Annotated in this window: 19 protein-coding genes and 1 tRNA gene; 2 read left to right on the plus strand and 18 right to left on the minus strand. The window is 45.0% G+C overall.

Annotated elements, in window-relative coordinates; genetic code table 11:
- The first annotated feature begins 8 nt into the window (after positions 1–8).
- A complete protein-coding gene (locus H6760_03015; protein USN53126.1) occupies positions 9–1,076 on the plus strand; it encodes a hypothetical protein in 1,068 nt (355 codons plus the stop codon).
- A 54-nt stretch (positions 1,077–1,130) separates the two neighbouring features.
- Here the strand turns inward: H6760_03015 and uppP are convergent, their stop codons facing one another.
- The 13 genes from uppP to H6760_03080 form a co-directional block, all read right to left on the minus strand.
- Positions 1,131–1,946 carry an undecaprenyl-diphosphatase UppP gene (gene uppP, locus H6760_03020; protein USN53127.1) on the minus strand — a complete coding sequence of 272 codons (816 nt, stop codon included), beginning with the start codon at positions 1,944–1,946 and terminating at the stop codon, positions 1,131–1,133.
- A gap of 12 nt (positions 1,947–1,958) precedes the next feature.
- Entirely contained in the window at positions 1,959–2,828 is an 870-nt protein-coding gene (gene mutM / locus H6760_03025) for a bifunctional DNA-formamidopyrimidine glycosylase/DNA-(apurinic or apyrimidinic site) lyase (GenBank protein USN53128.1), read from the minus strand.
- Between the two features lie 6 nt (positions 2,829–2,834).
- Positions 2,835–3,170, minus strand: coding sequence for a hypothetical protein (locus H6760_03030; GenBank protein USN53129.1), 336 nt, complete (start codon positions 3,168–3,170; stop codon positions 2,835–2,837).
- Positions 3,163–3,645, minus strand: coding sequence for a response regulator (locus H6760_03035; GenBank protein ID USN53130.1), 483 nt, complete (start codon positions 3,643–3,645; stop codon positions 3,163–3,165). Before H6760_03035 ends, H6760_03030 begins: the two co-directional genes overlap by 8 nt.
- Positions 3,646–3,695: 50 nt before the next feature.
- Positions 3,696–4,481 carry a VTT domain-containing protein gene (locus tag H6760_03040; GenBank protein USN53131.1) on the minus strand — a complete coding sequence of 262 codons (786 nt, stop codon included), beginning with the start codon at positions 4,479–4,481 and terminating at the stop codon, positions 3,696–3,698.
- Positions 4,453–5,757 (minus strand): replication-associated recombination protein A, encoded by a 1,305-nt coding sequence (locus H6760_03045; GenBank protein USN53132.1) that lies wholly within the window; start codon positions 5,755–5,757, stop codon positions 4,453–4,455. The genes H6760_03040 and H6760_03045 overlap by 29 nt, the downstream gene beginning before the upstream one ends.
- A gap of 52 nt (positions 5,758–5,809) precedes the next feature.
- The gene (locus tag H6760_03050; GenBank protein ID USN53133.1) at positions 5,810–6,481 is read right to left on the minus strand and encodes a phosphatase PAP2 family protein; all 672 of its coding nucleotides are present in this window, start codon (positions 6,479–6,481) and stop codon (positions 5,810–5,812) included.
- Positions 6,482–6,486: 5 nt separating this feature from the next.
- Positions 6,487–7,176 (minus strand): di-trans,poly-cis-decaprenylcistransferase, encoded by a 690-nt coding sequence (gene uppS / locus H6760_03055; protein ID USN53134.1) that lies wholly within the window; start codon positions 7,174–7,176, stop codon positions 6,487–6,489.
- Positions 7,177–7,178: 2 nt separating this feature from the next.
- Positions 7,179–8,276 carry a polyprenyl synthetase family protein gene (locus H6760_03060; protein ID USN53135.1) on the minus strand — a complete coding sequence of 366 codons (1,098 nt, stop codon included), beginning with the start codon at positions 8,274–8,276 and terminating at the stop codon, positions 7,179–7,181.
- A gap of 39 nt (positions 8,277–8,315) precedes the next feature.
- Positions 8,316–8,392: transfer RNA gene (locus H6760_03065), tRNA-Pro, on the minus strand.
- A gap of 103 nt (positions 8,393–8,495) precedes the next feature.
- Positions 8,496–9,173, minus strand: a complete 678-nt coding sequence (locus H6760_03070) for a hypothetical protein (protein USN53136.1) — start codon at positions 9,171–9,173, stop codon at positions 8,496–8,498.
- Positions 9,174–9,237: 64 nt separating this feature from the next.
- A complete protein-coding gene (locus H6760_03075; GenBank protein USN53137.1) occupies positions 9,238–9,948 on the minus strand; it encodes a hypothetical protein in 711 nt (236 codons plus the stop codon).
- Positions 9,945–11,111, minus strand: a complete 1,167-nt coding sequence (locus H6760_03080; GenBank protein USN53138.1) for an MFS transporter — start codon at positions 11,109–11,111, stop codon at positions 9,945–9,947. The genes H6760_03075 and H6760_03080 overlap by 4 nt, the downstream gene beginning before the upstream one ends.
- 76 nt (positions 11,112–11,187) lie before the next feature.
- Between H6760_03080 and H6760_03085 the strand changes: the two genes are divergently transcribed.
- A complete protein-coding gene (locus H6760_03085; protein USN53139.1) occupies positions 11,188–11,796 on the plus strand; it encodes a 2'-5' RNA ligase family protein in 609 nt (202 codons plus the stop codon).
- A gap of 33 nt (positions 11,797–11,829) precedes the next feature.
- Here H6760_03085 and H6760_03090 read toward each other — a convergent pair whose 3' ends face one another.
- The 5 genes from H6760_03090 to H6760_03110 all read right to left on the minus strand — a co-directional run bounded on the left by H6760_03090 (position 11,830) and on the right by H6760_03110 (position 15,153).
- A complete protein-coding gene (locus tag H6760_03090) occupies positions 11,830–13,047 on the minus strand; it encodes an ABC transporter permease (GenBank protein ID USN53140.1) in 1,218 nt (405 codons plus the stop codon).
- The gene (locus H6760_03095; GenBank protein ID USN53141.1) at positions 13,037–13,939 is read right to left on the minus strand and encodes an ABC transporter ATP-binding protein; all 903 of its coding nucleotides are present in this window, start codon (positions 13,937–13,939) and stop codon (positions 13,037–13,039) included. The genes H6760_03090 and H6760_03095 overlap by 11 nt, the downstream gene beginning before the upstream one ends.
- Positions 13,940–14,000: 61 nt before the next feature.
- On the minus strand, positions 14,001–14,375 hold the full coding sequence (locus H6760_03100) for a response regulator (GenBank protein USN53142.1): 375 nt from the start codon (positions 14,373–14,375) through the stop codon (positions 14,001–14,003).
- A 2-nt stretch (positions 14,376–14,377) separates the two neighbouring features.
- Positions 14,378–14,752, minus strand: coding sequence for a response regulator (locus H6760_03105; GenBank protein USN53143.1), 375 nt, complete (start codon positions 14,750–14,752; stop codon positions 14,378–14,380).
- Between the two features lie 2 nt (positions 14,753–14,754).
- Entirely contained in the window at positions 14,755–15,153 is a 399-nt protein-coding gene (locus tag H6760_03110) for a response regulator (protein ID USN53144.1), read from the minus strand.
- Positions 15,154–15,156 lie beyond the last annotated feature (3 nt).

Raw genomic sequence — 15,156 nt, forward strand, 5'->3', positions numbered from 1 at the left:
ATATGGCTATGACTAAACCGCAAACTGTTGGAGGGATGCGAACAATGTCGTGGCGAACTATGCTGAAAAGCATATTCATCGCTGCGTTCGTCTTAGTAAGTGCCAGCTGGACAAGCACCGTCCTGGCTGAAGAGGCAAATATTGACCTCGTAATCTCCCCTACTCAAGCAGGGATCACGGCGGGAGAAAGTATGCAATTCAGCCTGCAGGCCACTAATCGCGATACTGGTGCAAGCTGGGATGCAACTAACTACGCGAGCTTTAGCACTACCGATCCAACCGGCACAATCACTGGGGGTCTTTATCAGGCTCGCAGTGCCGGGACCTGGACTATTAACGCTGACTACTCCGGCCGTACTATCAGCACGAAGGTAAATGTCACACCTGGCCCTGTTCAGCACATCGTAATTGATCCGAACTCTTATCCTGAGTATGTCACCGTGACGAAAGTGAAACAGTTCAGCGCTCGAGCCTATGACGCTTGGAATAACCAAATTTCAAATCCTGAGCTTCGTTGGTCATTAAGCGGAAATATCGGCACCCTCAGTACTGAGGGAGTCTTTACTGCTACGCAAGTTGGCGAAGGCACTATAACCGTAAGTTCTGAAACTGTCAGCGCCAAAGTAGACGTGGTTGGTCAAACCGCTCGAGTGGTAAATACAAATGTAAGCACTAGTAATGCCAACACATCAAATAGCAATGTGAGTGAAGAAAATGAGAGTACAAGCGGTGAAGTACTCGGTGAAAATGATGAAATGACTGGTGATGAAGAAATGATGACTGATGAGGAAGCGAACGAAGCAAGTTGCTGGGATATCCACTGGTGGGGATGGCTACTCACTATGATCGTTTACTTCGTTCTCCTCTACGGATTCTACTACATGGTTCGAGGCACTGATGACAGCTGGATCTGGATTGGACCCGTAGTTCTTACTGCCGCGGCTCTGGCAATCTTCTTTGCCTTCCGCTGCGACGGCACTGCAGCCTGGTTCCCCTGGCTAAGTATCATCGGCGGACTCTTGATCACGCTTTTCCGCCCATTAAAGTTCGTACCAAAAAACGGCGACTCTCTCTAATTCGTCGCTACAAAAAACCCTGGCAGAGCGTCAGGGTTTTTTGTTTGTCGCTTTTTAAAGCCAGAATATGATAAGCAAGATGCCGAGTGCGATACGATACCAGGCAAATCCTCGTAAGGTGTGTGACTGAAAAAAACGAAGTAGGAAACGAATAGCAATAAGACCGGTAATGAAGGAGCTGGCAAAACCTAAAAGCATAGTAAATATCTCTTGACTGTCTACGCCCTGGGATGCAAGCTCAGCTAAAACCTTCACTGCAGCCGCAAAGACAATCGGGACAGATAGCAAAAAGGAAAAGCGAGCTGCATCATAGTGACGTAATCCAAGGAAGCGTCCTGCCACAATAGTGCTACCTGAACGGGAAATACCAGGCACCAGGGCTAAAGCTTGTGCTAAGCCAATCCAAATAACATCTTTAAAGGCAATGCTCTCCCCTGTGCGATTAGCCTCCTGACGATCTGCCCAGAAGAAAAAGAGACCGCCGATGAATAAAGTTACCCCAACGGAAACAGCGCTCCGGAATGTATCAGCTAAGAAGGATTCAAAAAATAATCCAACGAGAGCGGCCGGAATACTGCCTACCACGAGATACCAAAACATACGACGTTCACGTGAATCTGATTGATCAGGCCTCCGTGTTATTGATCGAATTCCTGCTAAGAAAATACGCCAAAGGTCGCGACGGAAAAAAACCAACAAGGCACATAAGGTACCCACGTGAAGAGCAACATCAAAAGCTAAAGCATCAGCAGCTGAAAAATCAGGCCAAATAGCATGGAGTACGACAAGATGACCAGAGCTCGATATTGGAAAGAATTCAGTAACCCCCTGCACTAGACCAAAGAGAATCGACAAGAGCGCATCAAACATAGAAAAGTAAACTTAATGAAGTACCTGACATTTGGGGCAATAGTGGGCTGAGCGTCCACCTATTTTTTCCCGCTTCAATATGGTACCACATTGGTGACAGTTTTGCCCGTCTCTACCATAGGCATGTAGATATTTTTGCATGCTTCCTCCCATACCTTTCCCTTTACCAAAGTGGTGAAAGGTCGTCCCCTTTTTAGTCACGGCTAACTTTATTATTCTGAGTATTGCCCGATACAAGGCTAATAATTCTTGATTATTTAGACTGACCACTCGACGTCGTGGATGAACCCTAGCCGCGTAATTTACTTCATCGGCATATATATTACCCAGACCAGCCAAAACTCTCTGGTCCAATAGCGCATCTTTAATTCTCGCTTTAGGATGTCGATGTAGTCGTTCCAAAAAAGTCTGGAAGCGAAGCTGTTGATTAGGTTCAGGACCTAAGCCTAAAGATTGAAACCACGTAGCTAATTGACCAGTCTTACGACAATGCAGGTAGGCAAAGCGACGCTGATCATTAAAAAATAGTTGCGTGTTGTCGGAAAGCAAAAACACAGCCCCAGTGAAGGTATTTGGCAAATTTTGCAAACCATTGTGAATTGGATGTCCCCCAACCCTTATTACACCTTCCGCGTTGCGATGAATAAGCTGGCCAGTCATTTTTAAATGCACACAAAGGGTGTAGCCATTATCAAGCTCTAGTAAAAATATTTTTGCTCGTCTTTTTACTGCGGTGATTTTTGCATGTACGGCGCGCTTAACTGAATATGGAGATTCTTTCACTAACTTCGGATGAAATATTTGGATAGATAAAATCTCCCGGTTTTTTAATACGGGCTGTAAAACTCGTCGGAGTGTCTCGACTTCCGGTAACTCAGGCATCCAAGACTACTCGCTACTCAATCCTAAATCGCTCAACTGCAACTCGACCCACTCTCCACTTTCTGGGTCCTGGCGAAAGAGTTGCAAGAAATCAACTGTCTCGGTGTCGCTATACTCTTTTTCAATCTGCACATCTCCACCAATGCGCTTTGATACAATCGCCTTCTCTCCCACAAATCGTCCGCGTACGCTACGACTTAATTTCATGTTTCCTTGGGGGCCACGAAAAATAAGTGTCTCGGTAGCACCGTGTCCATCCTCGTCTGGCTCAGTCGACCTCGACTGTAAATCCAGCTTCTCCTCTATCATCTCACAAATTTCTTCCCATTTTTCATCAAGCATATTGTTTTTCTTCTGGACTCAATTTGTTATGCTCCTGATTTGCCCGCTCCTCTGCTTCTAAAAATCCAGCTATTTTTGGATCAACTTCCAATTTCGGAATCTTGCCTGCCAGGAAATCACGCACTCGACTCACTAAAGCATGAGGGTCGAAATTTGACTTCACAATAAAATCATTACCACCTAGGTATGCCACACGCTGCTGACTTACCATATCCCCTAAGTTTGAAATTACCATAATAGGCAATTTCTTTGTCTCAGGATCTGCACGCAAAATTCTAATTACCTCATAGCCGTCAATTTTAGGCATGAGTAAATCAGCTAAAACTAAATCTGGCTTAAACTCCTTTACCTCCGCTAATACTCGAGAAGCATCAGCTAAGGCTAGTACGGTAAAACCTGACTTCTCGAAAAGTACCCGGTAGAGTCGTCGGATCGTTTCAGTGTCTTCGAGAATAAGAATTCGTGTTGTAGCCATATATTTTCCTCCTGGAATTAGGATATCAAATGAATGCGTTCATGACCAGCTTACTTGTCTTCGGGCAGCTCATTTTTCTCGATTTTTTGGAGAATTTTTGCCCAGGGTAATTTTACCAAGGCATAAATCAAAAAAACGAAAAGAAGAAATAAAAATGCATTCATTATTACGCTGCCAAGGGAAATTTCTGTGCTAAATACCACATCATGAGCAAAAAGACCCAGAATCGCAATGCCTAGTCCTGCAAGAATCTTGCCAAAAAGCATGGCGGGTATCAGGTGCCAGAGTGGATAACGTATCATACCCAAGGGTAAAGTGAGCATATCATCGGGTAGAGGTAAACTAGCAAAAGCAACAATCAAGACTTGAGTTACTACAGGGCGACGATGCACAAAGGCTCTAATAGCCTGATAAGAAGCTGGTCTTTTCCTTTTAAATAGACTTGAGCCAGACCACCCCACACCATAACTCACTAATTCGCCCAGGGTTGCCCCCAGGCCGGTCAAAATACCTAGCCAAAGTGGATGGAGACCAAAAGCGGCCAGGAAAAAAACGACCGCCGCATACGGTAAAGGACTAAAAACAGTAATATTGCCAATTATGGAAACAATGAAGGTGCCGAGATATCCATACCGAATAGCAGCATCTTGCCAAGCCTCTGACCACTCAGCCACGCTTCTCTGTGTAGCTGGGTGGGTAAGGAAGAAAACGCTCGCCCCAACAATACAAAGAAAGGAAATTAGTAAAAACCACTCTTCCGCGCCCCAGTGTTTTTCAAACACGCCGAAGATATAGCGCTGTTGCTTCTCAGGATTTTCCCTTTTTTCCTCGTCCACGCTTTTGTCGATAACTAATATAATAGCGACGACCGGCTAGGCGGGCTGGTAAATAACTTTGTTTCCCCTCTTCTGCATCATAGTCATGCGAGTATTTGTAATCACGTCCATAACCTAAATCTTTCATTAGACTGGTTGGCGCATTACGTAAGTGTAAAGGCACGGCCTCGTTCATACTCTCACGCACATCCTTTTGCGCACGTAATAATGCTTGATAGGTACTATTATTCTTAGGGGCGAGAGCGAGCGCAATCGCACAATGCGAGAGATTAAGGGCGCATTCTGGCAAGCCAATGCTTTGAACTGCTTGAAAGGCGGCAATAGCCAGCGGCAACGCATTTGGATCAGCTAATGACACATCCTCGGAAGCAAAAATAACCATACGACGAGCAATGAAAAGTGGGTCCTGGCCGACTTCCAACATTCGCGCAAGCCAATAGACGGCTCCATCTGGATCAGACCCACGCATCGATTTAATAAAAGCAGAAATAATGTTGTAGTGTTCCTCGCCCTTTTTATCAAAAAGCAGATGTCGTTTTTGTATAGCACTTTGCACATGCGCTAAGGTGAGATGCCGCACTCCTTTTGCATCAGGCGCCGCAGTTTTGACGGCGATCTCTAAGCTATTAAGCAGGGCGCGAGCATCTCCATTAGCTTCTCCGAGGAGGAAATCAACGGCCTTGGGTGCAAGTTTTGCCTTATACTCTCCATACCCTCGCAACTTATCACTCAGTGCACGTTTCAACAGCTTTGCTAAATCCTCAGGGCTATGTCGCTCTAAAACATATACCTGACATCGAGAAAGAAGCGGGGCAATAATTTCGAAAGAGGGATTTTCGGTCGTGGCACCAATTAACACAATTTCACCATTTTCAACATGTGGCAAAAAAGCATCTTGCTGGGCTTTATTCCAGCGATGAATTTCATCCACAAAAAGAATAGTCCGACGACCATGAAATCGCCAGTCATCGCCAGCTTGCTGAACCACTTTACGCAAATCAGCAATGCCCGAAGTAACGGCAGACATCTGGATAAATTTTGCCTGAGTCTGCTCAGCAATCAATCGAGCGAGCGTGGTTTTACCCGACCCGGGCGGCCCCCAGAGAATCATGGAATAGAGCTCGTCGTTCTGAATCGCCTGCCGTAGGGCCGCTTCCTCTCCGGCCACCTGCTCCTGACCTAGGAACTCAGTAAAGCTCTTTGGCCGCATCCTATCAGCTAAAGGAGCAGTTCGATCTCGCTCAGGTGCGCGTGCATTCGTAAATAAGTCTTCCATAGTACAACCGAAGAATAGCCAAAAACAGCCTTCCTGGCAACGCCTGCCTTAGCTATTGAGGAAGGTTTTTCTGCTCAGGGTTAACCGGATAGACGTATGAAATAGCCTGGCCACTTAACCACCACGCAAAGCTCGCTACCACGATTCCGGCTAATGGATCAAGCACATAGTGTTGCTTCAGGAGTACAGTGGAGAGGATGATGCTAAGTCCCAGTACTATGAAGAACGCTCGCCAATAACGATTTCGCACTATGGTCAATGTCGAGAGCAATAATATGACAGTGGTGTAGGTATGACCTGATGGGAAGGAATTATACCGTCTCCCCTGCCCATAGACCCACTTCAAAATTTGGTCAAAGCCGTTTTGAACTTCCAGATCTGGGCGTGGAACAGTTGATTGATAGCTTAAATAAATTATGTAAGCCATTACCACCGCGAAGAGCATGGCAAGCATGAAGCGAAGGTAGGCTTTTGGAAGTCGCCACAAGGTCCAAAGCACATAGGCTGCGCCCCAGCCAAAAAAGCCAAACACATAGACAATGACAAATTCTGACACAATGGGAAGCTGATCATCAATAGGCAGCTTAAATGAATGCACTGTCCCCCAGGCTTGATTGATCGGAAAATATAGGGAAAAAATTCCAGCCATTAAAACAAGAATTGCAAAACGACCTATGGGCGTACTTAGGTCGATGAAAAGCTTAGGTGATGTTTTTTTCTGCATGTGATTCATGAGCCGAAGCGACGTTGCCGCTTTTGAAAGTCTTGGATCACTCGAATAATATCACGTCGAGTCACGGCTGGCCAATGCTTCTTGAGAAAGAAAAATTCGGCGTATTCTGCTTGCCACAAGAGATAACCTGAGCTGCGCTGCTCGCCCGAAGTTCTTAGGATCAAGTCCGGCGACGGTAAATCTGGCTGATATAAATACTGGGCAATGGTTTTTTGATCTATCTTTTCAGCAGGAATTTTCTCCTTTACAATTTTTTTCACTGCATCAACAATCTCATTCCTCCCGCCATAATTCAAACAAAGCTGCACAATACCTCGTTTGTTCTGAGCGGTCTTCTCTATAGCTGCCTGAAGTAGTTTTTGTAGCTTATTAGGAAATTCATCCATGCGACCAGACACACGGAGCTGGATACCCTGCTCATGAAAGCGATCAATCCGATCAGTTAATAGATGAGCAAACATGGCCAAGAGATATTGAACCTCACGTTTCGGGCGTGTCCAGTTTTCCGATGAAAAGCCCCAGAAGGTCATCACTTTTACGCCCTGGTCAATTGCCGCAAAACAAACCTCTTCGGTCACGTCAGCCCCACGACGGTGTCCTTCTAAGCTTGGCAAATGATTATCCTTTGCCCAGCGTCGGTTTCCGTCAGGGATAATCGCGATATGTTGGGGAACTTTCTGCGTCATAATTAAGCAGTACGATATACACTTATATCGGCTAACACCGACAGCATGCTAGCACAATCAGCATCAATGTGTCGACTTTTTTGTAAAACTTGCTTGGCTTTCTCGGCCTGCGCATTTGCCATGCTCTGCACCTCTTCCAGCGCCTTTGTCTTCCCGATAATGCGACGGACCTCTTTTATCTCTGTCTGCGTACGAACTGATTTTGCAAAAAGCGCATCAAGATTCTGTCTATCTCGCTGTTTCAATTTTTTTCGGGCCCTTAAAATAATTTCGGTTACCTTCCCCTCTCGTATATCGTTCGAGGGTTTGCCACTGTGACGTTGCGGAGTAAAGCCCAATAAATCATCAGCTAATTGAAAACCAACGCCCACCGGGATCGCATAATGTTGAAGGTCTCGACGAGTCGCTGAATTCGCCCCTGCTAAAATTGCCCCCATGGTAAGTGGTAGCGAAAAAGTATATGAGGCAGTTTTCAGCTCTGCTATCGTCGTAATGACATTTTTATTTGTCCTATGCAACCAGGATTGCTCAATATCCATAAACTCGCCTACATAGGTTTCATGCTGAAGGCTTTTGAGTAAATACACAATCGCCTCCTGAAGCTTTTGAGCTGGCCAGCGCATTAACATGAGATAGCGGAAAGCAAGTAGTGACGCATAATTTCCAGTAAACATTGCCATACTTACCCCTCGATGGTGTTTATCAGCACGGCTACCCGGAATTGTCTTGCGAAAAGCCTCATGAACAGTTGATCCACCTCTACGAAATTCATCTCGATCAGCAATATCATCTAGGATAAGTAGGTAGTTATGCACTATCTCGATTACCGCAGCGAGTTGGGCTAGTTTTTTGGGAGCCCTCTTCCCTGTGCTTTCGTAGCCCAAATACACCAACATCGCGCGAACTCGTTTACTTGCCGGACGCATAGTAAATTCCCTAAGCAGGTGAAAGCCTTGCTGAAGCGTTGGAGAATGCACTTTTTGCATGTGCACTGACTCGGCCTGAAAAATTTGTTTCAGGGCTTGATCAGTCTCTTGTCGAATGCGTATTTGCTTTTGCTTGAATCTGAGGGCAGCAGATGAATCTGATCGTGTGCTCACAATGAATCTTGCTAATTACTAATTTTTATTTCCCTTCCCTGGTCGGGGTGGGGAGACTCGAACTCCCGACCTCAGCGACCCGAACGCTGCGCGCTAGCCAACTGCGCTACACCCCGAACAGAGAGAGAAAGGGCTCAAATAAGCCATATGCAAATCAACCAGCACATCCTAGCAACCCTAGCTCAAATGGTCAAAATGACCCAAAACTCAAGCTCTGGGCTAGAAGGAGAAACTCTGGGCAGTATCCTCAAAAATCTGATACTCGCTTGTGTCAGGCGCAAAATCAGTCAGCAGCACAAAAGTGTAGGCTCCTCGACTCACGACATAACCGCGTTGTTCGCCATCAATACTTAGCATATGTGCATTTAACTGCACTTGGACGCCTAGGCTCTCGGTGTCATCAAGCTGAATGTAAGCGCGGTCGGAAAATTCTGCTTCTATTGCACTGGTCGGAAATACCTGCACCGCAAAGACTCGCCTATCCCCTGAACGGAGCGACCACTCGCTATACAAATTTCCCGAGACTGTGCTTGAGGCCACTGCAGTCAAATCTGTAGCCTGCGGGCCATACAATACTGAATAACCAAATTCAGGATTACGATAGGCGTTATCTGGTAATGAACTTGAGGTGTCGACCGTGCTTGGCGTTGAGGTATCATCAACAGTCGTATTAGTATTTGCGCTATCGATGTTAAGGTTTTGATTGGCTGCTGTATTGGTATTTGAAGTGTTTGCTACATTACCGTTTTCATTCGCAGCGTCTTGCGCTGGTCGCAAAACAAAATAATACAAAGCCCCAGCCGCAGCTACTGCCACAATCAAAATAAGCGTTATCACAAGAGGACTCATGGAGTGATGAGTCGTGTTTTGAGACTGCTGACCTGTTTGATTTGCCATATTCCCCCTACGATACCCCATTAATTAATACTGCTTTATTATAGCAGAATGGTCATTCATGGGTCTACTCAAGGCTAGGTTGTAACCATTGCTCGGTCTTAATCACCTCTCTATTAAGCCCTATTTCAACAAGTAAGCGAATAAAGCTTTGGACAAATTCCGGAGATCCACATAAGAAACATTCACTCTCCGTTAAATCCGGCACAAGTGCTAATAGACGCTCTTTTGTAAATCTTCCCAGTTCCCAATTCCGAGCAGACTGACTCGCTCTGGTTAATGTAACTGCAACTCTTATATTTGACTGGTCTTGCTTCCAGGTGAGGAGCTCATCTTGAAAAATAACATCCTCCTCCTCTCGGGCGCTATAACAAAGTGTAATAGGCCCAACATCCTGGGCAGCTAGAGAACGAAGCATCGACCGAACCGGAGCAATACCTGTACCGCCGACTAAAAAGAAAAGGGGTCGGTCAATTTTTTCAGGTAAGCGAAATTTTCCCATTGGTGCACTTAAATGCAAGGTGTCCCCCACTTTGGCATTGTGTAATGCAGTGGTTATCTTCCCGGTCTTCTCAACAGTAATTTCTAAATTACTATCACTTGGAGCGGATGAAAAAGAAAAAGGTCGAGCCGGGATTCCACTCTCAGGAACGCTTACCATGGTAAAGGCGCCTGGAACAAAAGTATAAGGCTGTTCTTCGATAAGTGACATGCCAATGGTTTTTACCGTCGGCGTCTCCTGTCGCGTGCTAACGATTTTAACTGGGAAGGAATTCATGCTCGCCGCAGACTAAGTACGTTTGCTAAGAAAAGAAGACTGAGTAATCCGGAAAAAGTAAAAAGGAATGGAAGCGGTGCTACGCTAAGTAAAACAGCGGCCAACAATGGCGCAGTCACTTGCCCTAAGCCCATTGCAGAACGAAAAACACTTAATCGCTCTACATCACGCTCTCCAGCTCGGCGAAAAAAAGCCGCAAAGGTAATCTGCTCGATGAAGCTTGTTCCGATTACCCCGATAAATAATCCTGCAATAATCCAGGGAAGGCTCGGGCCAAAGCCATAAAGAAAGCCTACCACACTTAATATACTGAAACCGGTAATAAGAAATGCTCGCTCCCCTTTTTTATCAGCCCATCGGCCGATTGGATACTCAAGCACCACCCATGGAATAGCTGACAAGGAATAGAGTAGACCAAGATTAGCCACTGATAATCCATGACTGGTGAGGAGTACTGGTAGGAAATACCAAGTAGCGTACAGAAAATACAAACCAAATAATGCAAAATAAATCCGGGCAAGCTCTCTTTCTCGAAAAAACATTTTCAGAGATGTCCAGAAATTTTCATTCTCTGTCACAACCACCTCATGGTCATATGGTCGAAGTTCAAAAAACAGAATAAAGGCGATAAGTGTTATTAACGCTGCGGCAACAAAAACCGCCGGAAGGTCAAATCGCGTAGCTACCGCGCCGCCAATAAAAGGTGCCAACACAACACCAAGGTTCACAAATACACCTAGCTTACCCTCATTGCCTGAGAGATGCTGAGCGTCTGAATTATGTTTCACATATAAATGCACATTAAACCAGACAAGTGTTACCGCAAAGGTATACAGAGAAAAAATAACCACCAAAACCACGATATGACCGATATATCCCATGAGGAACAAGGCGATCGTGGTAAGTCCTAGGAAAAAAATCAATGCTCGCTGCTCATGCAGCTTTCGAATAATTCGACCACCTAATAAGTTGGCTACAATACTGACAGTGAAAGAGGCTGAAATGATTAACCCAACAAACTGAAGCGGAACAAGGGTTTTTAAGTAGAGTGCCAAAAAAGGCTCAATAGTTGCAATGCCCAGAGCTGTTAAAAAGCTCAACGCATAAATAGCCCCGAGAGGTTGAGTTGGACGCAGGCGAAACCGTAGGTGCATTCTCGACATAACGATGGCATTGTAGCGAGAAGCGACTCGCCAAGCAAGTAGGAGGCACAACCCCACTATGCTATAGTCACCACATATGCACCACAATACTATTGCCCTCGATATCGTACTTTTTCCACCGGAGGAAATCGCCAAAGAGGCAAAGTCTTACAATGAGGAATTGTTGCAGCAAAATCCAGCGGGTTTATGTTTAGACGCCACACACCTTCCTCATATGACGCTTATGCAGCTCTATGCAAACTCTGAGAAGCTGCCCGACATAGTAGACAGTATTAGGACCATCAGTCATCAATTCCAAGCACTGCCTTTACGAATAAATGGCATCAAGGGAATAGCGTTAGAAAATGAACGTGCTTTTTTCCTTACATTGGACCCACAGCCAGAGCTCTTCCGACTCCACCGTGATCTCATGAATAAACTTCAAACGTATGAAGTAGCGACTGATGCAAAGGCATTTCTACTTGATGCGGATGAGGAAGCTCGACCGAGCACTCTAGCCTATACCAAAAACTTCCGTGAGCAGGTAAGTTTTGATCACTTTGATCCTCATATAACCATTGGAACTGGTGAACAAATAGACTTTCGCAACCCAATGGAATTCCTAGCTAGTCAACTAGCAATCTGTCATCTAGGAAATTTCAATACCTGCCGAAAAATACTTTGGGAAACCCAATTAGGTAGATAGTGCAGATGCCACGCTAAAGGAGACTGAAGCGATTTAGCGCTTTCTTTGATGAAGAAGGAGTTTCCAGGATAGCTTCTCGGTATACTCCATTGAGCCAATGCGAAACATCGCAAAAGCAAGATACAGACCAATCACAATGTAGAGGAACACTGCAGCAACGCCTAGGAGTAATTCCCCTATTCCTATTGCATCCACTGATGAACGGAATAAGAGAACGAGCGGTGCGGTGAATGGAAAAAAGCTAAAGAAGCGAGCAATAGATCCACCAGGATCAGTCGCTAAAATACTCGCGAGATAAATCGGCAGAATTGAAAGCATAATAAAGATCGAGGAAAACTGTTGCGCATCTCGATAGTTTGGCATTGCCGCACCCACGCCAACCATAATACTCGCAATGAAGAAGAAGCCGGAAAAAACAAAGTACAGAGCAATAAGTATTTGTCCAAAGGAAATGTGAACCATTGACCAATTAATGTCGATCAGGGTTGCACTAGACACCATGCCAATAGCGAGAATAATAGCGCTCAGAGTGAGGAGTTGTGTAAGCGCCACTGCGGTGAGTCCAAGCAACTTCCCCCATAACAATGTCCGCATTGGCACGATTGAGCGAACAATCTCAATCATGCGATTTTCCTTTTCCTCAGAAATACTCATCAACATATAACTTGAGGACATCATCACGAGCAGGAAGTATATTACGACAGCCACGATCGGCAGAACCAAGCTCTCAATTCCTCCTTGCACAACATCGCCGTCTTTGTAGAGTGTATGCGTTACCGCTATATCACTGTTAAATAACTCTATTTCCTGGTTATCACCTACTTTAGAAAGTATGCTTTGCTTTAATAAGTTTTTTGCTAAGTCATCAAAACGCCCGCGAGTTGCAAAGCTGGTATCCTCAACCACCAACTCAACTTGTTTCGTCTCAGTCACATTTGCAGGCACAATAATCGCTGCATCCGCCTGCTTGTCTTGAACTGCGCTCCGGGCAGCGCTTGCATCCATCGTCGAAACAATGGCACCCTGATAGTACTCTGGAAGAATAATCCCTGACTCATCAACAACGAGTATCTCTTTAGCATTTTTTACTTGCTCTTGGATTTTCTTTTCTGCTGAACTGGCCGAGAGAGTTGATACGAGTAAGAGCACTACATAGAGCGCCGGAATAAGGAATATGACTGCCCAAAAAGATTTTTTGCGAACAATTTTCCACCACTCCCGAAACGCAATAATCCAAAGCTTAGATTGCATTGTCTTGTTGGATACGAACAAAAATTTCCTGCAATGAAGGTAGAGCTAAGGAAAAATGAGAAACTGCAACATTTTGCTCAATTAAATAGCGCAGCACACTCTCTGGATTTACTTCAGGGCGTAAGGTTAACCGCGCAGCATCATTACCAAGCTCCACTTCATACAATTCTGCATTCCTTGGAAAATCACCCTTATAGCGTACATCCACCATTCGCTCACCAAAGCTTTCCTTCACTTCTCGGACACCTCCGTAGAGGACGCGCTTGCCATTCTTTAACATAACTAATCGATCGGCAATCCGTTCTACCTCATCCATGAGGTGAGTAATGAAGACTATGGTACTCCCCTGCGCTTTTAATCCATCCAACAAATCCATAAGTAGTGATCGGTTCACAGGGTCTAAGCCGCGGGTCGGCTCATCAAGTATGAGCAACTTTGGCTGATTAAGTATGGCAATGCCTAGCTGTACCTTTTGCTGCTGTCCAGAAGAGAGACGCTTAATGCGCTCGTTCTTCTTATCAATCAGACCCACACGCTCTAAATATTCTTCGCTCTGCTTCTTAGCTTCCATTGAGCTCATCCCTCGCAGCTCGCCAAAATACTTGAGCGTCTCATATACACTCGCATCTGAATACAACCCCCGCTCCTCTGGGAGATAACCAACTTTCGGTGCCAGGGCTGGACCATAGTCTTGGTCAAAAATCCTCATGACACCCTTACTCGGCGTAAGTAAACCTAAGAGGCAACGAATAGTCGTTGTCTTACCTGATCCGTTTGCACCGAGAAAAGCAAAGGTCTCTCCTGCGCCAACCTCAAAAGAGAGGTCACGAACAACCTCTTTTGATCCAAATGATTTTGCAAAACCTTCGATGCGAATAACTGAATCACTCATATGCTTCCACGCTTCACCGTAACAAGCATAGCCTAACAAAACAGACCGAAAGATTCAAGTACTAGACGCCGAGTTTCGTTTTCACTTTTTCAACTAAATCTTCTAGCTTCCAGTCTGCCTTTACGAGAAAATCAAAAACCTTATTCTCAAGCGCTTTCTGCACTTTGTCAGCATCATTTAAGTTGGTCAACATCATAACCGGCACGTCGCTCCCCCACTCATCATCCCGTAATTGTGACAACATGGTAATCCCATCCATCTTAGGCATGACAATATCGAGCAGAATGAGGTCAGGATGTTCCTGCATTGCTACTGATAGTCCCTGTATACCATCACTAGCTCGAAGCACTGTAAACTTTTCATGCTCTAACTTATCACCGAGTGCCCGAAGTAATGCTGAATCATCTTCAACAACGAGAATTTTTTTTACTGGCATAATTATTTTAACCCTTCCTTAATTTTTTTAATTATATCTTCTAAAGTCCATTCTGATTTCACTATAAACTGACTCACCCCGCCGGCGATTGCCTTATCTTTTTCCCCGGCATAATCTAAATTGGTCAATATCATGACTTTGACATTTTTACCCCAATCATCCTCACGGAGTTTTTCCAACATTGTCATCCCGTCCATCTTAGGCATGACAATATCGAGCAGGATGAGATCGGGATGTTTACTAAAGGCAACATTTAAACCCGCCATACCATCAGGAGCCTCCAAGCAAGTGTACTTTTCTTTTGACAACTTTTGACAAAGCGCCTGACGAATTGACGGATCATCCTCGATAACCAGTATTGTTTTTGTACTCTGCATAGTTACTCCTTAAGGTCTAACGAGCGCTCGATTGCATCGACAATTGCATCGAGTCGATGGTCGGTTTTAGTGAAATAATTTTGAATACCAAGTTGAAGATAGGCTTTTTGCGCATCAGCACTTGCAGTATTTGAAACGACAAAAACTGGGATATTTTTCCAGCGGGAATCTTCAGCCTTTATCTTTGCCAGGAAATGAAGGCCATTATCACTTCCTAATAAATAATGATCTAGCCAAATCACATCAATACGATCAATCTCTTCAATGTAATGCAAGGCCTGTTCAGATGTTCGGGCGCATACTACAGAAAAATCTCGACTTTCAAGTTTTTTTTGGATTGCGCTGGCGAGAGGGCGCTCATCCTCAACTACAAGTATAACCTTATCAATTTTTTGTACCATAGC

The organism is Candidatus Nomurabacteria bacterium, from assembly GCA_023898465.1.
GTDB lineage: Bacteria > Patescibacteriota > Patescibacteriia > HK-STAS-PATE-3 > HK-STAS-PATE-3 > HK-STAS-PATE-3.